The organism is Streptomyces sp. NPDC048636 (genome assembly GCF_040650655.1).
Classification (GTDB): domain Bacteria; phylum Actinomycetota; class Actinomycetes; order Streptomycetales; family Streptomycetaceae; genus Streptomyces.
Genome location: NZ_JBEZHR010000002.1, coordinates 1 through 21,035, shown reverse-complemented (window position 1 = coordinate 21,035; position 21,035 = coordinate 1). Strand labels below are relative to the sequence as shown.

20 protein-coding genes and 1 tRNA gene are annotated in these 21,035 nt (G+C 71.4%); 11 read left to right on the top strand and 10 right to left on the bottom strand.

What is annotated here, in order from left to right; all coding sequences use genetic code 11:
• Positions 1-13: 13 nt before the first annotated feature.
• Complete coding sequence (locus tag AB0C66_RS05980) at positions 14-1,189, top strand: histidine kinase (RefSeq protein ID WP_362433469.1); 1,176 nt, start codon at positions 14-16, stop codon at positions 1,187-1,189.
• An 81-nt stretch (positions 1,190-1,270) separates the two neighbouring features.
• Here AB0C66_RS05980 and AB0C66_RS05975 read toward each other — a convergent pair whose 3' ends face one another.
• From AB0C66_RS05975 to AB0C66_RS05965, 3 genes are all read right to left on the bottom strand, one after another.
• Entirely contained in the window at positions 1,271-1,876 is a 606-nt protein-coding gene (locus AB0C66_RS05975) for a response regulator transcription factor (protein WP_362433467.1), read from the bottom strand.
• Between the two features lie 140 nt (positions 1,877-2,016).
• On the bottom strand, positions 2,017-3,693 hold the full coding sequence (locus AB0C66_RS05970) for an AMP-binding protein (protein ID WP_362433464.1): 1,677 nt from the start codon (positions 3,691-3,693) through the stop codon (positions 2,017-2,019).
• Between the two features lie 169 nt (positions 3,694-3,862).
• Positions 3,863-5,134, bottom strand: coding sequence for a M6 family metalloprotease domain-containing protein (locus AB0C66_RS05965; protein ID WP_362433462.1), 1,272 nt, complete (start codon positions 5,132-5,134; stop codon positions 3,863-3,865).
• A 312-nt stretch (positions 5,135-5,446) separates the two neighbouring features.
• Between AB0C66_RS05965 and AB0C66_RS05960 the strand changes: the two genes are divergently transcribed.
• Positions 5,447-7,336, top strand: coding sequence for an EAL domain-containing protein (locus AB0C66_RS05960; protein ID WP_362433459.1), 1,890 nt, complete (start codon positions 5,447-5,449; stop codon positions 7,334-7,336).
• A gap of 114 nt (positions 7,337-7,450) precedes the next feature.
• On the opposite strand, the gene AB0C66_RS05955 is transcribed toward AB0C66_RS05960, so the two are convergent.
• From AB0C66_RS05955 to AB0C66_RS05945, 3 genes are all read right to left on the bottom strand, one after another.
• A complete protein-coding gene (locus tag AB0C66_RS05955; protein WP_362433456.1) occupies positions 7,451-8,572 on the bottom strand; it encodes an LLM class flavin-dependent oxidoreductase in 1,122 nt (373 codons plus the stop codon).
• A gap of 171 nt (positions 8,573-8,743) precedes the next feature.
• Complete coding sequence (locus tag AB0C66_RS05950) at positions 8,744-9,466, bottom strand: aspartate/glutamate racemase family protein (RefSeq protein WP_362435500.1); 723 nt, start codon at positions 9,464-9,466, stop codon at positions 8,744-8,746.
• Between the two features lie 130 nt (positions 9,467-9,596).
• Entirely contained in the window at positions 9,597-10,541 is a 945-nt protein-coding gene (locus AB0C66_RS05945) for a decarboxylase (RefSeq protein WP_362433454.1), read from the bottom strand.
• 201 nt (positions 10,542-10,742) lie between these two features.
• Here AB0C66_RS05945 and AB0C66_RS05940 point away from each other — a divergent pair, with 201 nt between their 5' ends.
• Together AB0C66_RS05940 and AB0C66_RS05935 are read left to right on the top strand one after the other, a co-directional pair.
• Positions 10,743-11,690 carry a D-2-hydroxyacid dehydrogenase gene (locus AB0C66_RS05940; RefSeq protein WP_362433451.1) on the top strand — a complete coding sequence of 316 codons (948 nt, stop codon included), beginning with the start codon at positions 10,743-10,745 and terminating at the stop codon, positions 11,688-11,690.
• A gap of 26 nt (positions 11,691-11,716) precedes the next feature.
• Positions 11,717-13,141 (top strand): amidase, encoded by a 1,425-nt coding sequence (locus tag AB0C66_RS05935; protein ID WP_362433449.1) that lies wholly within the window; start codon positions 11,717-11,719, stop codon positions 13,139-13,141.
• A 65-nt stretch (positions 13,142-13,206) separates the two neighbouring features.
• Here AB0C66_RS05935 and AB0C66_RS05930 read toward each other — a convergent pair whose 3' ends face one another.
• Positions 13,207-13,716, bottom strand: coding sequence for a DUF3830 family protein (locus AB0C66_RS05930; protein ID WP_362433446.1), 510 nt, complete (start codon positions 13,714-13,716; stop codon positions 13,207-13,209).
• Between the two features lie 119 nt (positions 13,717-13,835).
• On the opposite strand from AB0C66_RS05930, the gene ehuB reads away from it, so the two are divergent.
• The 6 genes from ehuB to AB0C66_RS05900 all read left to right on the top strand — a co-directional run bounded on the left by ehuB (position 13,836) and on the right by AB0C66_RS05900 (position 18,000).
• Entirely contained in the window at positions 13,836-14,750 is a 915-nt protein-coding gene (ehuB, locus tag AB0C66_RS05925) for an ectoine/hydroxyectoine ABC transporter substrate-binding protein EhuB (RefSeq protein ID WP_362433444.1), read from the top strand.
• Positions 14,747-15,493, top strand: coding sequence for an ectoine/hydroxyectoine ABC transporter permease subunit EhuC (gene ehuC, locus AB0C66_RS05920; protein WP_362433442.1), 747 nt, complete (start codon positions 14,747-14,749; stop codon positions 15,491-15,493). Before ehuB ends, ehuC begins: the two co-directional genes overlap by 4 nt.
• The gene (gene ehuD / locus AB0C66_RS05915) at positions 15,490-16,140 is read left to right on the top strand and encodes an ectoine/hydroxyectoine ABC transporter permease subunit EhuD (RefSeq protein ID WP_362433439.1); all 651 of its coding nucleotides are present in this window, start codon (positions 15,490-15,492) and stop codon (positions 16,138-16,140) included. The genes ehuC and ehuD overlap by 4 nt, the downstream gene beginning before the upstream one ends.
• 22 nt (positions 16,141-16,162) lie before the next feature.
• Positions 16,163-16,933, top strand: a complete 771-nt coding sequence (gene ehuA / locus AB0C66_RS05910) for an ectoine/hydroxyectoine ABC transporter ATP-binding protein EhuA (RefSeq protein WP_362433436.1) — start codon at positions 16,163-16,165, stop codon at positions 16,931-16,933.
• Positions 16,934-17,090: 157 nt separating this feature from the next.
• Positions 17,091-17,852: an IclR family transcriptional regulator C-terminal domain-containing protein gene (locus tag AB0C66_RS05905; protein ID WP_362433434.1), complete on the top strand. Its 762-nt coding sequence runs from the start codon at positions 17,091-17,093 to the stop codon at positions 17,850-17,852.
• Between the two features lie 74 nt (positions 17,853-17,926).
• Positions 17,927-18,000, top strand: a tRNA-Lys gene (locus AB0C66_RS05900).
• Positions 18,001-18,102: 102 nt separating this feature from the next.
• Here AB0C66_RS05900 and AB0C66_RS05895 read toward each other — a convergent pair.
• Positions 18,103-18,318 (bottom strand): DUF2277 domain-containing protein, encoded by a 216-nt coding sequence (locus AB0C66_RS05895; RefSeq protein WP_362433432.1) that lies wholly within the window; start codon positions 18,316-18,318, stop codon positions 18,103-18,105.
• Positions 18,319-18,378: 60 nt separating this feature from the next.
• Positions 18,379-19,176 (bottom strand): 4'-phosphopantetheinyl transferase superfamily protein, encoded by a 798-nt coding sequence (locus tag AB0C66_RS05890; RefSeq protein WP_362433429.1) that lies wholly within the window; start codon positions 19,174-19,176, stop codon positions 18,379-18,381.
• 284 nt (positions 19,177-19,460) lie between these two features.
• On the opposite strand from AB0C66_RS05890, the gene AB0C66_RS05885 reads away from it, so the two are divergent.
• Entirely contained in the window at positions 19,461-20,375 is a 915-nt protein-coding gene (locus AB0C66_RS05885; RefSeq protein WP_362433426.1) for an alpha/beta fold hydrolase, read from the top strand.
• Between the two features lie 186 nt (positions 20,376-20,561).
• Here AB0C66_RS05885 and AB0C66_RS05880 read toward each other — a convergent pair.
• A partial coding sequence (locus AB0C66_RS05880; protein ID WP_362433425.1) for a biotin/lipoyl-containing protein occupies positions 20,562-21,035 on the bottom strand: 474 nt, incomplete at its 5' end.

The window sequence follows — 21,035 nt, the reverse complement described above, 5'->3', positions numbered from 1 at the left end:
CGTCGTCATCACCGTGGTGGTGCTCGTGGGCTACTTCTGCGTCGCGGTGACCTATGTGCTCGACTCCCGCCCCTCGGGCCGGGCGATGGGCTCGGCCCTGCTGGTGCTGGCCCTGCTGTTGCTGGCGATGCTGCTGGGGCTCCAGCTGATGCACTCCTTCCCCGCGCTGGTGCCACGGTTCGCCGACGCCCGGCACTGGACGCTCACGGTGCAGGCGCTGCTGACCTTCCTGCCGTTCGCGGTCTTCGGACAGGCGTGGCTGGGCATGCCGGGGTTCCTGGCGGGTTCCGCGCTGCTCGTCCTCTCCCCGGCGCTGGGCTGGACGGCGTTCGCCACGATCATGCTCTGTACCGATGTGCTGCTGTTCCAAGTCGGCTTCGGCTGGGGCAAGGTGGGATATACGACGGTCTCCACGGCGCTGACCGGACTGGTGGTCTTCGGGCTCTCCCGGCTCTCCGGGCTGGTCGCCGAGGTCTCCCGGTCCCGCGCCGAACTGGCCCGGCTGGCCGTCGCCCAGGAGCGGCTGCGGTTCTCCCGGGACGTCCATGACCTGCTGGGCTACAGCCTGTCCACCATCACCCTCAAGTGTGAGCTGGTGCACCGGCTGGTGCCGCGGCAGAACTCCCGGGCCCAGCGGGAGCTTTCGGAGATCCTCCAGACCTCCCGCCAGGCGCTGGCCGACGTCCGCGCGGTGGCCAGCGGCTATCGCACCATGTCGCTGTCGGCGGAGGCGGAGTCGGCGCGGTCGATGCTGTCCGCGGCCGGGATCAGCGCCACCTCGGACATCGGCTGCGGCAAGCTGCCCGAGCTGGTGGACACGGTGCTGGCGAGCGTCTTGCGCGAGGGGCTGACCAATGTGCTGCGGCACAGCAAGGCCGAGCACTGCGCGATCGAGGCGCGCCGCACCGGCCACCGGGTGCGGCTGACGCTCGTCAACGACGGGGTGGGCAAGCCTTCCACGCTGCTGCGCGCCGACAGTACGGACGGCGGCAGCGGGATCGGCAATCTCAAGGTGCGGCTGGAGAGCCTGGGCGGCGGACTGCGCGCGGGCCTGCGCCCGGACGGCTGGTTCGAACTGCGGGCGGAGCTGGAGGTATCCATGGAACCGGGGCCGGAGCCGGAACCGCGGCGCCGGGCGCGCCGCGGGGCGGAGGAGGAGTACGGCCCGGGGCCGACCGTCAAGGCCTGAACGGGCCCTGTGGAAGGGCCCGTTGGCAGCCGGGGGAGCCCCGCGGGTGGAACGTACCCACGGAGCCCCGCGCGCCACGGCTCAGATCCAACCCGCCTCACGGGCGATCCGGATGGCGTCCACCCGGTTGCGGGCGTCCAGCTTGGTCACCGCGGACGTCAGATAGTTGCGCACCGTCCCCACCGACAGGAACAGCGTGGCCGCGATCTGGGCCGAGTCCGCCCCCTCCGAGGCCAGCCGCAGCACTTCCAGCTCACGCGGGGTCAGCGGCTGTGGACCGTCGTCCAGGGCGGCCAGCGCCAGCTGGGGGTCGATCACCCGCTCGCCCTTGGCGACCGCGCGAATCGCGTCCGACAGCTTGTCCGGGCTGCTGTCCTTCAGCAGGAATCCGGAGACCTGGGCCGCGAGGGCCCGGCGCAGATTCCCGGGGCGGCCGAGGCTGGTGAGCATCATGGTCCGGCATTCGGGAACGGCGGTGCGCAGCTCGGCGGCGGCGGTCAGCCCGTCCATTCCGGGCAGGTCGATGTCGAGGACGGCGACGTCCGGACGGAGTTCCCGGGCGCGCGGCAGGATATCGGTGCCGCTGGAGAACTCCGCCACGACTTCGATATCGGGTTCGAATTCCAGCAAGGCGACCAGGGCCTTGCGCAGCATGTGCATGTCTTCGGCTATGAGCACGCGAACCATGTGGCCCCCGGTTGTATTCCGCCCCTTTATCGCCCCCTCGGCAAGTATTCCCGTATCCGCGCCGACGTTTCACCATTCCCGGCCGAATCCGCCCGTCGAACACCCGTCCCTTGAAACGCGCGGGCCGCGTACGCGGGTGGTCAGGCCGCGCCGCCATGCGCCGGTTCGGTGAGCCCGGGCGCGAATTCGGCGTGCAGGGTGCGCAGTTCACCGCGGAGATAGCGCTCGCGCAGCAGGGAGCGGCGTACCTTGACGGCGCCGACCCCGCGCACGGTGCCGGGGCGGACGAGCAGCAGTGCGCTGGTGGTGACCCCGAACTCCTCCGCCACCCCGGCCCGGATCCGCGCGGCCAGCAGGGGCAGCCGGGCGCGGGCCCCGCCCGCCGCGCGGACCTCCTGGACGACCACCAGCCGGCCGGTGCCGGGGCCGTCGCAGAAGACCCGCGCGGACCCCAGCGGGCGTCCGCGGCGCAGCAGTTCGCGCTCGACGTCCTGGGGGTGCAGGGTGAGTCCGTCCACGAGCAGGGTGTCGCGCAGCCGCCCGGTCATCCGGAGCCCGCCGTCCACGGCGAGACCCAGGTCGCCGGTGCGCAGAAAGCCGCCCGCTCCCCCGGCGGCACGGGCGGCGAACAGCGGCGCGGTGTCCGGCGGTCCGCCCCAGTGGCCGGTGCTGACGGCCGGTCCGCGCAGCCAGATCTCCCCCGTCGCCCCGTCCGGCAGCCGACGGGAGGTCAGCGGATCGACGACGGCGGCGTCCGCCCCGCCCGCCGCGCGGCGCCCGGCGGCGAAGAGCACCGGGGCGCCCTCGGCCGGGGCGTAGCCGCCGACCAGGGCGCCGGTCCGCAGTCCGGCGGGGGCGCAGCGGCGGGGGAAGGTGGCCATGGTGACGGCCGAGACCGGTTCCCCGGCGTTCAGGGCGGTCCGCCAGCGGGACAGATCGAGTCCGGCCAGCAGTTCTTCGGTGGCGGCTGCGGCGCCGCGGGCGTAGAGGGTGTCGGGGGCGACGGTCTCGGTGATGCCGTGGCGGCTGACCGCCCGCAGCCAGGCGGCCGGGTCGGCGCCGAGGGGGTGTACGGGCAGGGTGACGGCGGTGGCCCCCAGCCAGAGCGGATGCAGTACCTGTCCGACCAGCCCGGGGGTGTGGTGGCGGGGCAGCCAGCCGCCGATCCGGGAGTGGCGCCCGGTGCCCAGCGCCCCGCGCAGCGCGACCATGGCCGTCAGCAGATTGCCATGGGTGAGCCGGGTCCCGCGCGGGGCGGTGGCGGGACCGGAGTCATAGGCGAGCAGTGCGAGGGTGTCGGGGCCGGTGCGGGCGGGGTCATGGGGCTCCCGGTCCTGTCCGGTGGCGCGGAGGTTCTGGGGGTGGCCGTCCGGCCGCAGTCCGTCGACGGCGAGGCAGGTCAGATCGGCGCGGCCCACGAGCGAGAGTCGGCGTGAGGTCTCGGTGGCGTGTGCGGTCTCGGTGAGGACCAGGTCCACGGAGGCGTCCCGGGCGATGGCCGCGGTGCGCTCGGCGTCGGTGCGGGAGTCGGACGGCGCGGGCACCGGTACCGCGACGGCTCCCGCGTGCAGACAGCCGAGCAGGGCCACCGCCGTATGCGGGCCGGGGTCCATGGCGATGAGCACCCGTCGGCCACCGGCGTCGCGAGCGCGCAGCCAGGCGGATACGGCGGTGGCGCGGGCGTCGAGTTCGGCGTAGGAGAGCCGGTGGCCGGAAGCGGTGGTGCCGCTTCCGGCCGGATGGACCAGAGCGTCGTGTCCGGGGCGCTGAAGAGCGCGTTCCTTCAGGGCCTCCGCCAGATTCGCGTACCGCGTCATGCACAACTCCCGGGCGCCTGAGGTCGAAACGGGCCCACAGTCTCGGAGCGCCACCTCGAAGGTGGCTTGATCACGGGTGGGTACAACGCTCCGACACAACGGCGAACGCCACCTCGCGCCCCTCCGGCGTGGCTGGCGGCACGGCCGGGCCGATCCGACCGCCGTGCGGCTAGGTGCCCAGTTCGCGGCGGGTGACCCGGATGTTCCAGGCGCCGCCCGTACCGCGGCCGGTCACCGTGACCCGCACGCCGTCGTCCTTGGCGGCGAGGCTGTCCCCGACGCCCAGCGGGGCGTCGGCGAGCGCGGGGTAGACGGAATCGTTCCAGCAGGCGGAGCTGGCGGGGTGGCCGTCCAGCACCTGGATGGGGCCGTCGCCGGAGGCGGTGTCGCTGTGCACCTGGTAGACCAGCACCCCTTCCGTGCACAGCTGAGCGTCGTTGCCGTAGCGGCCGCGGGCCTCGATGGCCAGGGCGGTGGTGGGGCCGGTGCGGACCACGACCAGCCGGGTGCGGGTGTCGAGGGCGAGGCGGCTTTCGGCCATGGGGGCGGCGAGCGGCTGGACGGTGTACATCCGTGAACCGAGGGCACGGTCGCAGGCCACCTGGCGGTCACCGAGCCAGCCCAGCTTCCACTTGTGCCAGCCGAAGGGGTCGGGGGCCAGTCCGAACTGGCTGCCCATCAGGTCCCAGTCGCCGACGTAGGTGTCCCATTCACCGCTGTTGTCGGTGTCCTCGGGGCGGTGGTAGAGGTCGGGCAGGTCGAAGACATGGCCGGTCTCATGGGCGAGGACATTGCGGTCCGGCGGATGGTGTTCGAACACGGTAACCAGTCGGCGCAGATCGGTGCCGTCCGCGCGCAGCGGCCGTTCGAAGTTGACCACTTTTGTCGCGTCGGCGTCCACGCCCGGGGCGTCGGGGTCGGCGACCAGATAGACGATGTCGTAGCGGCTGAAGTCCATCCGCGGATCGGCCACGGAGATGGCGTCCCGCAGATAGGCCGCCCGCCGCCCGGAGTTCCAGTCGCGCTGTATCGCGTACGCGGTGGACGCCTGGGGCATGGTGATCCAGTTCTTGAGCGGATGCACCCGGAGCCGGAACTTCCCGTAGGAGGCCCGTTTGAAGAAGTCGGCGGTGGCGGGGGTGTGGTCGGCGGCCAGCCGGTCGGTGGTCACCTTGGGCTTCGCGTCGGGGAAGCGGAGGAAGACCATCGCCGCGTCCAGCGACCGGGCCGGGCGCGGATAGCGCGAGTTCCAGCTGTCCAGCCCCTCGGAGTGATGCGCCCCGGTGCGCTCCAGACCACAGGGGCCGCCCGCGCCCGCGGCGGCCGCGGGGCCCGCCAGCACGGAGGTGGCGACCAGTGCGCTCAGCGAGGTCAGGACGGCTCCGGCCCGCCGCAGCCGGAGCGGTCGGTGCACCCCCTCGGGTACCTGAGGACGCACCATGTCGACCTCCCGGGCGTAGTCGGAACACCCACTCCACCCTGGGGTCGAAACGGGCGGTACGCCCTGTTCGGCTGGACTGGTCGAGTGAACCGGCCGCGATGCGGGTACGTAACAGACGGTCACAATCGGTCAGGCGGGCCGTTGGCCCGCGCAGAGTCGGACAGTTACGACCAAACACACGGTCAAGGCGGCGGTGAGCGTGAAGACGTCGATGGAACGCCCGGAGTGCGAGCCTCTATGATCGGCACATTTCCCACGGGGATTCCCTCGGTGGACGGGCGATCTCGGCCCGTCCGGCACCCGGTGTGAGACATGTGCGAGACGTGTACGACAGACCTGGCCACGACGAACGCCATGCGGGAGCGAGCGGTGAGCGGAACCCCCGACGGGCAGGGCCGCGCGCCCGGCGCGACGCTGCCGACAGTCACAGAGCGTGATGTGGAGCCCAGCGCTCCACCCCTTGGTGCGGGCGCCGGCGCACCCTGCCCCGGCTCCGGCGCTCCCCCGGGCGCCGTGCCCGCCGACTACCGCGCCGCGTTCCACGCGGCGCGGCTGGCGATGGCCGTCGTCGACCGGGAAGGCCGGGTGCTGGACGCCAACCCGGCGCTCGGCGCGTTATTGGGCACCGATCCGGCCCTGCTGGCCACCCGCACCGCCGCCGAACTGGCCGGTCTGCGGGAGGATCCACGGACCTGGACCGAGTACCGCGAGGTGCTGTGCGGCCGCCGGGCACGGCTGTGCTGCACCCGGCGGCTCCAGCACTCCGACGGCCACGCGCTGTGGGCGGAGATCACGGTCGAGCCCGCCGCGGACAGTCGCGGCATGCTGCTGTCGATGGCGGACATCAGCGACCGCCGGGACCTCCAGGGGCGGCTGCGCCATCTCCAGATGCACGACCCGGTGACCCGGCTGCCCAACCGCCATCTCTTCTTCGAGCGGCTGGCCTCGGCGCTGGAGTCGGCCGCCTACGACCAGGAGGGCACCGGCCGGATCGGCCTCTGCTATCTGGACCTGGACGGTTTCAAGGCCGTCAACGACACCCTGGGCCACCGGGTCGGCGACCGGCTGCTGGGCGCGGTGGCCCAGCGGCTGGCCGAATGCGCGGCGCCCGGCGGCCATCTGGTGGCGCGGCTCGGCGGCGACGAGTTCGCGCTGCTGGTGCGGAACTCCACCGGTACCGAGGAGCTGTGCGAGCTGGCCCGGACGGTGCTGGCCGCGCTCCAGCGGCCGTTCGACGTGGTGGGCCAGCGGCTCTCGGTGTCGGCGAGCATCGGAGTGGTGGAGCGGCCCGCGGCGGGCACCCACACCACCTGGCTGATGCAGGCCGCGGACACCACGCTGTACTGGGCCAAGGAGGACGGCAAGGCGCGCTGGACGCTCTTCGACCCCGAGCGCAACGCCCACCGGATGACCCGTCAGGCGCTCTCCAGCACACTGCGCCCGGCGGTCGAGCGGGAGGAGTTCGTCCTCGACTACCAGCCGCTGGTGGGGCTGGTGGACGGGGTGGTGCGCGGGGTGGAGGCGCTGGTGCGCTGGGACCATCCGCAGTTCGGGCGGCTGTCGCCGAACCGCTTCGTCCCGCTGGCCGAGGAGAACGGCGCGATCGTGCAGCTCGGCCGGTGGGTGCTGCGGACCGCCTGCCACCAGGCCAGCGCCTGGTACCGGGCCAATCCCCGGCGGCCGCTGGTGGTCAGTGTGAATGTGGCGGTCCGCCAGGTCTGGGACTCCGACCTGGTCGCCGATGTGGGCGCGATCCTCCAGGAGACCGGGCTGCCGCCGCATCTGCTGCAACTGGAGCTGACCGAGTCCGCGGTGATGGGCTCGGCGGGACGACCGCTCCAGGCGCTCCAGCGGCTCAGCGATATGGGCGTGGCGATCGCCATCGACGACTTCGGGACCGGCTACTCCAACCTGGCCTACCTCAGCAGACTGCCGGTCTCCACGCTCAAACTCGACGGATCGTTCGTCCAGGGCTTCCGGACGGCGGAGCATCCGAACCCGGCGGACGAGACGATCGTGGAGGCGCTGGTACAGCTGGCCCACCGGCTGGGGCTGACGGTCACGGCCGAGTGTGTGGAGAGCGCGGAACAGGCGGAGCGGCTGGGGCGGATCGGCTGTGACACCGGGCAGGGGTGGTTCTACTCCCGCCCGGTGCCGCCGGACCGCATCCAGGCCATGATCGCCACCCCCCGGGCGTCCTGAGCGACGGCCGGGGGTACGTCAGCACCCTCGCGAGGGGTACCTCGGCACCGTCGTGAAGGGGTACGTCGGCACCGTCGTGAGGGGGCGTCGGGACGGCGGCGGCGGGGCGGGTGATCAGGCGGGCGCGCCGGGCAGGCCATAGGCGTCGGCGATCAACTCATAGGAGCGCAGCCGCGCTTCACGGCCGTGCGCCGTGGACGTGATCATGAGCTCATCGGCACCGGTCCGCTTGACCAGCCCGTCGAGCCCCTCGCGGACCTCGTCCGGCGTCCCGTACACCACGTTCGCCAGCCAGCCGTGCGCGACATCGCGCTCCAACTCGCTGAACGCGTACGCCTCGGCCTCCTCGGGGGTGGGGACCAGCCCGGGGCGGCCGGTGCGCAGCCGGACCATGGACAGCGCACCGGTGAGCACCTGGCGGTGGGCCTGTGCACCGTCCTCGGCGGCGAGCGCGGAGACACCGATCGAGGCATACGGCCGGTCCAGCACGGCGGAGGGACGGAAGGTCTCGCGGTAGAGGTCGAGCGCCGGGAGGGTGTTCGCGGCGGAGAAGTGGTGGGCGAAGGAGAACGGCAGACCGAGGGTGCCCGCGAGCCGGGCGCTGAACCCACTGGACCCCAACAGCCACACCGAAGGCCGGTCGGCGGACTGCACCCCGCCGGGTACGGAGCCCTGCACGGGGCCGGGCACCGCATGGATCCGGGCGTAGCGGTGCCCGTCCGGGAAGTCGTCGTCGAGGAACCGGATCAGCTCGGCGAGCTGCTGCGGGAACTCATCGGCGCCCTCGCGCAGCCGGTCCGTGCGGCGCAGCGCGGCGGCGGTGGCGCCGTCGGTGCCGGGCGCCCGGCCGAGCCCGAGGTCCACCCGGCCGGGGGCGAGCGCCTCCAGGGTGCCGAACTGCTCCGCGATGACGAGCGGGGCGTGGTTGGGCAGCATCACCCCGCCAGAGCCGAGCCGGATGCGCTCGGTATGGGCGGCGAGATGAGCGAGGATCACGGCCGGGGAGGAGCTGGCGACACCGGGCATCGAGTGGTGCTCGGCCACCCAGAAGCGGTGGAAGCCGCGGCGCTCGGCCAGCCGGGCGAGGGAGACGGAGGTCTTCAGCGCCTGGGTGGCGGTGACCCCGCTGCCGACGGTCGCCAGGTCCAGTACCGACAGCGGTACGGGCGCGCTGCCGAGGGCCTCGCCCCGGACGGTGTCGCGCTGTTCGTCTCGCCGGTCCCGCTCATCGGCCACGGTGGCCCGCCTCCCTGGTCACTTTCGCTCCGGTCGCTGTTCCGCGGGGCGCGTACGCCCACAGCGACCGGACAACCGGAGAAGGACTCCGTTTTATTCCCGGGTCCGCCGCCACCACGGCGGACCCGGCCCCGATCCCGCTCCGTCAGCGCCCGGCCCGGGCGCCCCGCCTCAGCGCCCGGCCTTGGCGAACAGGACGCCCAGCCGGTCATGGACCGGTTCCCGGCCCAGCAGCCTCAGCCCCTCCCAGACCGTGACCTGGTTCGCCGTGAGCACCGGCTTGCCCAACTCCCGCTCCAGATCGGGCAACCAGGCGGCGGTGTGCAGCGCCGTGTCCGGAAGGAGCACCGCCTGCGCCTCGGGATGGTCTCCGGCACGGGCCAGACGCAGCACCTCGTCCCGGCCCCAGGTGCCGACCTCCGCGGCCGTGATGATGCCGCTGCCCCGGGTGGAGACCACCTCCGCGCCCGCGGCCTTGAGGAAGGCCCGGAAGTGCCCCGCGACGTCCTCCGGGTAGGTGGCGGCGATGGCGACCCGCTCGGCGCCGAGCGCCCGCACCGCATGGGCGAAGGCGAAGGAGGTGCTGGACGCGGGGAGTCCGGCCGTCTCTCCCAGCTCGCGCACCTGCTCCTGCGCGCCCTCCCAGCCGAAGACGAAGCTGGCGCTGGTGCAGGCCCAGACCACGGCCTGGGCGCCGCGCTCCTTCAGCTCCGAGACCCCGGCCGCGAGCCGCCGGGCCGACCCCATCTCCAGCAGGGCGTCCACCCGGTGGGCGTCCTCCCCGATATCGGTATGGACCAGCGGGAGCCGGACGCCGTCGCCCAGGATGCCCTCCAGGCGCGGATAGTCGTCCTCGGCGGAATAGCCCGGGTAGAGAAAGCCCACCGTGTCCAGGACCGGCCGCGTCGTGTCCGCTACCACTAGCTCTGCCTCCTATCCGGCGGCGCCGTGAGCGCCGCCCCTGCTCTGTCACTTCTTGTACACCGCGGACGCCCGCCGGGTTCCCTCTCACCCGGCGGATCACTCACACCGACGGGCCGCCCGTGTCATCGAGGTACGGGCCCTCCCCGAGCCCGGTGCCGAACCCGGGATCGAGCCCGTCCCCGGGGTCGAGGTCCGGCCCCGGTGAGGCCGCCCCCGCCAGCGCCGCCTCGGGCTCCGGCTCCGCGTCGGCCACCTGCTCGGCGATCGGCGCGCTCAGCGACGACGCGGACATCCCCGCCGGACCGGACCTGGCGGCCGGGTCCAGCAGCGCCTGGTACGGCCCGACGGCCCGGGCGCCCATCCTCCGCAGCGCCGCCCACATCGTGACCTGGTTGGCGGACAGTACCGGCATCCGCAGCTCCGCCTCGAGCTGCGGGATCACGTCGTAGGTCGGCAGGTTGGTGCAGCTGATGAACAGCGCGTCGGGCGATCCGACCACCGCCTGCCGCGCCATGTCGACCACATCGCGGTAGGGCACCTTCCAGATGTGCCGGGTGAGGCCGAGGTAGGCCCGTCCGGTGACGGTGATACCACCCTCACCGAGGTAGTCCTCCAGCGAGTCGGTCACCGACTGGGTGTACGGCGTGACCACCGCCACCCGCCGTGCGCCGATCTCGTGCAGCGCCTCGAGCAGGGCGCCCGAGGTGGTCAGCGAGGGCAGCTCCCCCGCATGGGTCATGGCCGCGCACATCGCGCGCTCGCCGGCCACTCCGCCGACGAAGCTGCCGGAGGTGCAGGCGTAGGCCACCACCTCCGGTGCGACCGCGCTCAGCGCCCGCACCCCTTCGTGCAGGGTCTCGTGCTCACTGACAAGGCGTGCCAGGTCGAGGCTGACCTCCACCGGCACAAAGGGGGTCCGGGTGAGGTGCAGGGAGACCTCGTCCGGTACCCAGCGCCACAGCTCCCGGTCGAGAGCGAAGTCGAACGGTGCCACGATGCCCACGCCGAGCTGCGGCTGCGGGCCACCGAGAAAAGAGACGTCCATATCGAGCCCCAAATCAGAACGGAGGGCTGGACCATTGGCCAGAGATACAGAGAAGCCGGCCTGATGCCGGGACGCCGGAACAGATGCCGTTGTTGACGACGGTAGTTTCCGCTGCCTAGCGTGGTCAATCCTGCAAACTGAGGCGTCTGCCCAGACCTGGTTCAGCCAAACCCATCCACGTTTCGAAACGGTTTCCCGCCTATGTCCGAATGCACTGTGGTCGTCTTCGGCGACCAGCCTCCGGTCCGGCTGGACCGGCTGGCCGACCGGGCCCGGGTCGTGGTCTGCGACGAGGGTTCCCTGCCCGAAGCACTCCCCTCCGCGGATGTGCTCCTGGTCTGGGACTTCACCTCCGACGCGGTCCGCGACGCCTGGCCCGGCGAGGGGCCCCGGCCGCGCTGGGTCCACACCGCGAGCGCGGGCGTCGACCGCCTGCTCTCCCCGGAGCTGACCGCCTCCGACACCGTCCTGACCAACGCCCGCGGCGTCTTCGAGCAGCCGATCGCCGAGTACGTGGCGGGTCTGGTCATCGCCATGGCCAAGGATTTCTCCGGGAGTTGGGAGCTCCAGCGGCAGCGCCGCTGGAAGCACCGCGAGACCATGCGGCTGGCGGGCAGCCACGCGGTGGTCGTGGGCGCGGGCCCCATCGGCCGGGCCATCGGCGCCACCCTGGCCGCGCTCGGCGTGGTGGTCGACCTCGTCGGGCGTACCGCCCGGGAGGGCGTGCGCGGCGGCGACGAACTCCCCGAGCTGCTCTCCCGGGCCGACTGGGTGGTGTGCGCGGCGCCGCTCACCGAGTCCACCCGCGGGATGTTCGACCGGACCGCCTTCGCCCGGATGAAGTCCACCGCCCGGTTCATCAATGTCGGTCGCGGCCCCATGGTGATCGAGAAGGATCTCTCGGCGGCCCTGGTCGCCCGGCAGATCGGCGGCGCCGCGCTGGATGTCTTCGAGAACGAGCCGCTGGCCGCCGACGACCCGCTGTGGGACGTTCCGGGGCTCTTCGTCTCGCCCCATATGAGCGGTGACACGGTCGGCTGGCGTGATCACCTGGCCGAGCAGTTCCAGGACAACTTCGACCGCTGGGCCGCCGGCGAACCACTGCTCAACGTCGTCGACAAGCGGCTCGGATACGTACCGGTGGACTGAACGCACAACCCCGAACGGAGAGTTGGATGACCGATATCCACGATCTGACCGCTGTGCAACACCTGGAGCGGTACGCCTCCGGTGAGCTGTCCCCCGTCGAGGCCACCCGGGCGGCCCTTCAGCGGATCGAGCAGATCCAGCCCGAGGTCAACGCGTTCTGCCGGCTGAACGCCGAGGAGGCGCTCCACCAGGCGGAGGAGTCCGCCGAGCGATGGCGGCGCGGCGCCCCCATGGGGCTGCTGGACGGGGTGCCGGTGTCGGTGAAGGACATCCTGTTGCAGCGTGGCGCGCCCACGCTGCGCGGTTCGCGGACGGTGCGCCCGGAGGGCCGGGCGTGGGACGAGGACGCGCCCTCGGTGGCCCGGCTGCGGGAGCACGGCGCGGTGTTCGTGGGCAAGACGACCACCCCGGAGTTCGGCTGGAAGGGCGTCACGGACAGCCCGGTCCACGGGGTGACGGGCAATCCGTACGACCCGGGGCGGACCGCGGGCGGCTCCAGCGGCGGCAGCGCGGCGGCGGTGGCACTGGGAGCGGGTCCGCTGAGCCTGGGGACGGACGGCGGAGGCTCGGTCCGCATCCCGGCGTCCTTCTGTGGCATCTTCGCCCTCAAACCCACCTATGGGAGGGTTCCGCTCTATCCGGCGAGCGCCTTCGGCACCCTGGCCCATGTGGGTCCGATGACCCGGGACGCGGCCGATGCCGCGCTCCTGATGGATGTCATCTCCGGTGCGGACTGGCGCGACTGGTCCCAGCTGGCGGCCCCGCCGGAGGGCGGCGCGGGGTTCCGTGACGCGATCACGGCGGGCGGCGGCGGGGTGGACGGGCTGCGGGTGGCCTACAGCCCGGCGCTCGGCGGTACGGCGGAGGTGGACCCCGAGGTGGCCGTGGCGGTCCGGCGGGCGGTGGATCTGCTGGAGCGGCTGGGCGCGGTGGTCGAGGAGATCGACCCGGGGTTCGAGGATCCGGTGGAGGCGTTCCACACGCTGTGGTTCAGCGGCGCGGCCCGGGTGGTGCAGCCGTTGGGGCAGGAGCAGTGGGAGCTGCTGGACCCGGGGCTGCGGGAGGTGTGCGCCCAGGGGGCGGCGTACAGCGCGCTGGACTATCTGGCGGCGGTGGATGTGCGGATGGCGCTCGGCCACGCCATGGGCCGGTTCCACTCCGCGTACGACCTGCTGGTCACGCCGACCATGCCGATCACCGCCTTCGCGGCGGGGGTCGAGGTGCCGCCGGGTTCGGAGCACACCCGCTGGACCGGCTGGACCCCGTTCACCTACCCGTTCAACCTCACCCAGCAGCCCGCGGCGTCGATGCCGTGCGGACTGTCCTCGGCGGGGCTGCCGATCGGGGTACAGCTGGTGGGCGCGCGTCATGCGGACGCGCTGGTGCTGCGGGCCGCCCACGCGCTCTACGGGGCGGGGCTGGCGGACGGCGTGCGGCCGCCCGCCGCCTGAGCCCGGGAAGCCACCCGGACATCAGCGTGCGCCGGACGGGCCCACCGGGTCCGTCCGGCGCTCCGTCATGCCCGCCGGAAGTTGAGGCTCTCGCCCAGCGCCCCGGCCCGCCACAGGTCCTGGCAGGCGTCGGCCATCCGGTCCAGACCGTCCACGATGGTGCCCCACACGATGCCGGGCACCCATCCCGCGTCACCGTTGATCAGCAGGTTGTTCCGCTCGTAGAACAGCGCCAGATCGATGACCTGGTTACGGCCCTGGTGCTTGGCGTCCGTCTCATAACCGTAGGACTTCGTTCCGAGCTGGGTGTCCGTAAAGGTGAAATAGCACAGATCACCTGGGATGGGGGTGATCGTCGGATTCTCGAGCGGGGGCTCTTCCGGCGCGAACGGCGGCAGCAACGTGTAGATCTCGTTCCGCGCGTACTTGGCGTGATACACATCACCTCCGAGGGGCAGCGCGTTCCAGACCGCCTCACAGGTGATCGGCGCACGATCGTCAAGGAGTTTCGCCGTGCAGGCCACACCGCGCTTGTCGAGCGAGACCTCGATGAACCGGTCAGCTCGGTCAACCATGGACATTCCTCCAGGCCAGTTCGGAGTCAATGCTGTCGTAGGGACATACCCAGCATCGGCTACATCAAGGGCTGGAAACAGCCCGCATACATTTCGCCGAGTCGGGTAGTCGCGCGCCCATGGCTCCACCACGTGGGAAAGACATCGAGAGCAGAGGAAAAGGGCTCGCCCGCCGGTCGCTGCTGACCGGCGGTGCGGCCCTGGGTCTGCTGGGCGCGGTCGGCTGTAGCCGGGTGTCCAGCTCTGGTGGCAAGGACGGGGGCAACCTGCTGGAGCGGCTGCGGTCGCAAGGCACGGTACGACTGGGAATCGCGGGGGAGATCCCATTCGGCTATATCGACAAAAACGGCGATTTCACCGGTGAGGCACCGGAACTCGCGAAGGTCATCTTCAAACGGCTGGGCGTGGACAGGGTCCAGCCGGTGCCGACCGAGTTCGGATCACTGATCCCCGGTCTGCGGTCGCAGCAGTTCGACGTGGTCTCGGCGGGGATGTACATCCAACCGGAACGCTGCGCTCAGGTGATCTTCTCCGACCCCGACTACCGCATGCGTGACGCGTTCATCGTGCGCAAGGGGAATCCGAAGAACATCCACAATTACCACGACATCGTGAAATCCAAGGCCAAGATGGCCACCGGTACCGCTTATGCCCAAATCGGCTACGCGGAGGCGGCCGGGGTGAAGCAGGGCGACATGCTGATCCTTCCCGATCAGCTGGCCGGACTGCTGGCCGTGGAACAGGGCCGGGCCGATGTCTTCGCGGGCACCACGGTGACCGTTCACAACGTCGTGAAACAGCGGAACAGCCGGCGAGCGGAGGCGACCGAGCCGTTCCAGGCGTATGTGGACGGCAAACCGGACATCGGGGCGGGCGGCTTCGCCTTCCGCCCGGAGGAGACCGCGCTGCGTGACGCCTTCAACAAAGAGCTGCACAAGATAAAGAAGAGCGGCGAACTGCTGAGGATCGTGCGGCCCTTCGGCTTCACCAAGGAAGAGATGACCGACCTGACCGCAGAGGAGCTGTGCAAATGACAGCCGGACTGTGGGAAAACTGGCTCCTCCCGGGTGTCTGGATCACGATCCAGCTGACCCTGTACAGCGCCGCCTTCGCCACCGCCGTGGCCTTCGGCATCGGCCTGGTGCGGACCTCACCGCGGTGGATCGTCCGCTTCCTGTCGGGCTTCTATGTGGAGATCTTCCGCGGTACCTCGGCCCTGGTCCTGATGTTCTGGCTGGCGTTCGTGATGCCGCTGGCCTTCCACTGGCAGCTGTTCCCGATGTGGGCGGCCGTCCTGGCGCTGGGCCTCACCTACGGCGCCTACGGCTCGGAGATCGTGCGCGGTGCCATCGCGTCCGTGGCCCCGGCCCAGCGCGAGGCGGCCATCGCGCTCAGCTTCACCCCCGCGCAGCGGATGCGCCGGGTGATCCTGCCGCAGGCGATCCCCGAGATGATCCCGCCCTTCAACAACCTGCTCATCGAGCTGTTGAAGGGGACGGCCCTGGTCTCCGCGGTGAACGTCGCCGACATCACCTTCGCCGGTCAGCTCTCGCGGCTGGCGACCGGTGAGAGCGCCCAGATCTACTCGCTCATCCTGGTCATGTACTTCGTACTGGCCTTTGTACTGACCCGGCTGATGCGGCTGCTGGAACGCCGCGCCAAGGCGGGCATCGGACAGTTCCCGGAGAAGCGCGGCCCGCTGGTGACGCGGAAGCTCTCCGCCCGCCAGGAGGCCGAGCAGTCGTCCAACATGATCACGGGAGGTGGGGCCCAGTGAACTGGAACTGGGACGTAGCCAAGGACTTTCTCCCGGAGCTGCTGGACGGGCTGCTGATCACGCTGGAGGCCACCGCCCTCGGCTCGGTGCTGGCGTTCGCGCTGGGCCTGGTGTGGGCGATGGCCTTCCGCTCCCCCACCCGCTTCATACGCTGGCCGGTGTCGGCGGTGGTGGAGTTCATCCGCAACACCCCGCTGCTGGTGCAGCTGTTCTTCTTCTTCTATGTGCTGCCCACCTGGGACATCAAGTTCTCGGCGCTCACCACCGGGGTGATCGCGCTGGGGCTGCACTACTCCACCTACACCGCCGAGGTCTACCGGGCCGGTATCGACGGTGTGCCGGTGGGCCAGTGGGAGGCGGCCACCGCGCTCAGCCTCTCCCGCGGCCGCACCTGGATGGCGGTGATCCTGCCGCAGGCGATCCGCCGTGTGGTGCCCGCCCTGGGCAACTACGTCATCGCGATGCTGAAGGACTCCCCGATGCTCGCGCTGATCGGTGTGGTCGACATGTTGCAGAAGGCGCGTGCCGAGGGCTCCTCGTCCTTCAACTACATCGAGCCGTTCACCATGGTCGGCATCGCCTTCATCCTCATCGCCTATCCGGCATCCCTTCTCATGCGAGCCCTGGAGCGTCGTCTTGGCCACTGAAACCGACCACACGAATCCTGCCGTGGACGGCAGTGAACTGATCCGCTTCGACCAGGTGACCAAGCGCTTCGGCGACAACGTCGTCCTGGACAACCTGGACTTCTCGGTCTCCTCGGGCAAGCACGTCACCCTGATCGGCCCGTCCGGCTCCGGCAAGACCACGATCCTGCGGCTGCTGATGACGCTGCTCAAGCCCGACGAGGGCACGATCAGGGTCGACGGGGACTACCTCACCCATGAGGACAAGGCCGGCAAGCTGGTCCCGGCGGGCGAGAAGCACACCCGTGAGGTGCGCAAGAAGATCGGCATGGTCTTCCAGCAGTTCAACCTCTTCCCCAATATGCGGGTGCTGCGCAACATCACCGAGGCCCCGGTGCATGTCCTGGGGCTGAGCAAGGACGAGGCCGAGACCCGGGCGCGGGAACTGCTCGACCTGGTCGGCCTCGGCGACAAGTGCGACTCCTATCCGACGCAGCTGTCCGGCGGACAGCAGCAGCGGGTGGCGATCGCCCGGGCGCTGGCCATGCGCCCGCAGGTGATGCTGCTGGACGAGGTCACCTCGGCGCTGGACCCGGAGCTGGTGGCGGGGGTGCTGGACGTGCTGCGCGATATCGCCCACACCACGGACATCACCATGCTCTGTGTCACCCATGAGATGAACTTCGCCCGGGACATCTCGGACGACGTCCTGATGTTCGACTCGGGCCGGGTCATCGAGTCCGGTCCGCCGGAGAAGATCTTCACCGAGCCGGAGCACGAGCGGACCCGGGAGTTCCTGAGCGCGGTGCTCTAGCGCTCCGCGCCCCCGAGTGGAGAGCGGGCCCCCGCCGTGATCGGCGGGGGCCCGCCCATGGCATATGCGAATGCCCAACACCCGCTCCGTTCACCACCCTTGGCCGTTATCGTGGTACACAGCCGTAAGCGGTCACAACCGGCGAGGGGGGGACACCGTGGCGCTCAGGCCCGAGCCGACCACGCCATTCCACTCGGTGCAGCATGCCCTCCGCATCCTGGAGGTCGTCGCCCGGCACTCCGGCGGCGTGGACGACACCGTGATCGCGCGCGAGACCCGGCTGCCCGCCCATCAGCTCGCCGAGCCGCTCCGGATGCTGCGCCGCGAGGGCTATGTCGAGCAGGTCGGCGACGGGGCGTATATCGGCGGCGAATCCCTGGCCCTGCTCGGCTCCGCCGCGGCCGACCGCGGCCATGCCGTGGAGCACAAGCTCCAGCGGTCGCTGACCGCGCTGCGCGACTCGGTGGGGGCCGCCGTCTACCTCAGCCGCTATGTGGACGGCGAGGTCAAGATCACGCAGTACGCCGACGGCCCGCGGATGCCCAAGGTCAACGAGTGGGTGGACTTCCGGTCCGCGGCCCATGCCATGGCGGCGGGCAAATGCCTGCTCACCCAGCTCGACCACGACGGCCGCCGGGACCACCTCTCCCGCCACCGCACGGTGCGGCTCACCTCCCGTACGACGACCAACGAGAAGGTGCTGTTCCGCAAGCTGGACAGCCAGCCCGCCACCGTGCCCGTGCTCGACCTCCAGGAGTACGCGGTCGGCACCGTCTGCGCGGCCGTGCCGATCACCGCGGGCCGCTCGGTCGGCTGCCTCGCCCTCTCGCTCCCCCTGGAGCACGCCCACCGGCTGCGCCAGGCCGCCTACACCCTCAACCGGGAGGTGGCCCCGATGCTGCTCTCCCTGACCATCTGAGCCGCCCTCCGAGGCCGTCGCGGCGGTGGTCAGGAGCACCCTCCGGGACCGGGTAGTATTTACGTCGTCAGCAGGCGCCGCTAGCTCAGTTGGTTAGAGCAGCTGACTCTTAATCAGCGGGTCCGGGGTTCGAGTCCCTGGCGGCGCACCGATGATCAGGAAGCTGACCTGGGCGTTCTCGGATTTCCGAGGACGCCCAGCCGCATGGTGGGCCCATGGTCATGGGGAGCCCACGGTCGAGCCCCGGCGCTCAGCGCGCCCCGCCCCGCACCTCCAGTGAGCCCAGCAGCTCCCCGGTGGCGGCGGCGACCGCCTCGACCGCGCGGTCGAACGCCTCCGCGTTGTGCGCGGCGGGCTGCCGGAAACCGGAGATCTTGCGCACGTACTGGAGCGCCGCGGCGCGCATGTCCTCCTCGGTGACGGTCTCGGCGAAGGGCGGGCGGAGTGTCTTGATGGATCTGCACATACTCCCGACGGTACGCCGCCGCACCGACAGCGCCCCGGGCCCGGCGGCGCCCCGCGGCCCTCAGCCCAGCGCCAGCCCGCCCACGGTGACCACCGGGGCCTCGTCGCCGCGCACCGCGACCGCCGCGTGATAGCCCGTGGGCGCGTCCACGTCCGCCAGTGTCCAGCCGTCCGGACCGGGCGGCGCGCCCTCGGGCGCCAGCCCCTCGGCGAGGCCGACGTGGTGGGTGCGCAGGCCCCCGGGCAGCCCGGTGCCGATGGCCTTGAGATACGCCTCCTTGCGCACCCAGCAGCCGAGGAACGCCTCCTCCCGCAGCTCCTCGGGGAGCGCCTCGATCGCCGCCCGCTCCCCGGCGTGCAGCTGGCCGATCAGCCCGGTGAGCCGGGTGCCCGCCCGCCGGGGCTCGCGCTCCTCGATATCGGCGCCGACGGTCACCCCGGCGACCGCGTAGAGCGCGGCGTCCCCGGCGTGGGAGAGGGAGAAGCACAGGGTGGGGTCCCCGGCCAGGGCGGGGCGGCCGTGGGGCTTGTCGCAGTCCGGCATTCCGCAGGTCTCCCGGAGGAACTCCACCTCCGCCGGATCGGCCCCGAGATAGCCGCCGAGCAGCGTCCGCAGCCCCACATGCGAGGCGACGTAACGCTCCCGCGGGGTGGCGTGGCGGAACCGGGCGGCGCGGTCGCGCTCCCGCTCGTCCAGCATTCCGGCGGCCTCCTCGGCTGCCCCGACGGCGGGCGGTATCCGCAGCAGCCAGACGGCCACCTCACCGGGGGCCGGCCGGTCCTCGGGGCGGGGCAGGGCACGGGCCGGACCCCAGGACCCGGGGTTCCGGGTGGGCTCGGCCGGGCTGGTGAACGGCACTGTTCGGCTCTCCTCCGCACAACTCGTCGCCATCCGGCGTCCCGTCGGGACGACGCTACAGGGCGGGCCGGGGTGCGGGCCCGGCTCACCCGTACGGCGGCACGGCAGGAAACTGCCGCCGCGGCCCGTCCGGCCCGAGCCAACCCCCTTGGCGCCACGCGGTGTTGCGGCACCGGAACACCCGGTGAGTTAGGACACGTTCACCTCCGGTACGCACCGCTCACCGGGGCGGCGGCACTACGATCGCGCACGTCCGTGCACAACCGGTGATGGGGGCTTGCGATATGGCGACGGGATTCCTGGCGAAGGCGGCGTCCGCGGCCACCCTCCCGGTGGCACCGCTGTACGGCGCGTTCCTCTCGTACTTCATCTATCACCCGCCCCGTAAACGCCATCACAAGAGCCCGGCCGATCTGGGCATCGACAGTACGGACGTCACGGTGGAGCTGGACGGGTTCAAGGGGCGCGGACTGCATGTCTGGCTCTGCCCCGGCGACCCCCAGCGGGTGGTGGTGCTCGGCCACGGGCTGGGGCTCAGCAAGTCCGCGAGCCTGGCCCAGGCGAAGCTGCTGCATCAGGCGGGCTACACGGTGGCCCTCTTCGACCACCGCAACCACGGCAAGAGCGTGGCCGACCGGGCCTGCTGGGCCATGAGCGAGCGCCATACGGACGACGTGGTCGCCGTGGTCCGGTATATGCGCTCGCTGGAGGAGTACGCCGCGGCGCGCATCGCCATCTACGGCTTCTCCATCTCCACCTTCCCCTCCTTCTACATGCTGGGCAGGGGGCAGGACTGCCCGGTGGACGCGGTGGTCTGCGACAGCGGGCCCGCCCTCGAACTGGCCCCGCTGTTCCGGAACTTCGTCGCCTCCGACGGGGTGCCGGTACCGGGCCCGCTGCGCTCCGGGCCCTCCCGCGCGGTGCTGGAGACGGTCGCCTCGTCGGCGGCGGTGGCGATGCTGCGGGTGCAGTGGCCCCCGGCGGCCGAGGGCGCGTATGAGCGGACCCCCATGCTCTTCCTGGCCGGTGAGCGGGACACCATGATCCCCGCCGCCGGGGTGCACGCCCTGGGCGAGCGCTATCCGCTGGCCGAGGTGCACACCCTGCCGGACACCGAGCACCTCCAGGGCGTCAAGACCCAGCCGGACGTCTACGCCGACACCGTCCTGGGCTTCCTGGACCGCACCCTCAAGGACTAGCGGCCACTGGCGCCCCGGCCCGCGAGGGGGCCGCTTCGGTCTTCACGGGGCGAACGGACCCCACGGTCTCCCCCGCCCCCGTATGCGGGGGAGAACCGGTCCCAACAGGGCCTCCATCGTCCGTCACGACACCGGCCGGGCCCAGCCTCTGGCACGAAGATGCCACCGGAAGCGGACGGGCTCCGATCAGTCCTTGATCTCGCAGATGACCGCGCCCGAGCTGACCGAGGCACCGACATCCGCGTTCAGGTTTTTGACGATTCCGGCACGGTGGGCGTTGAGGGGCTGTTCCATCTTCATGGCCTCGAGGACGACGACGAGGTCGCCTTCGGCCACCGTGTCGCCCTCGGCGACGGCCACCTTGACGATGGTGCCCTGCATCGGGGAGGCCAGTGCGTCACCCGACGCGAAGGACCCCGACTTCTTGACCGCCTTGCGCTTCGGCTTCTTGGCCGCCCCGTCCGCCGGGGCGACGGCCAGTCCGAGAACGGCCGGGAGGGAGATCTCCAGCCGCTTGTTCCCGACTTCCACGACGACGGTTTCGCGGGGGGTGGTGTCGTCGTTCTCGTCGGTGCCGGTGGGGGTGTAGGGGGTGATGGTGTTGTTGAACTGGGTTTCGATCCAGCGGGTGTGGATGGTGAAGGGGTCGCTGGTGAAGGC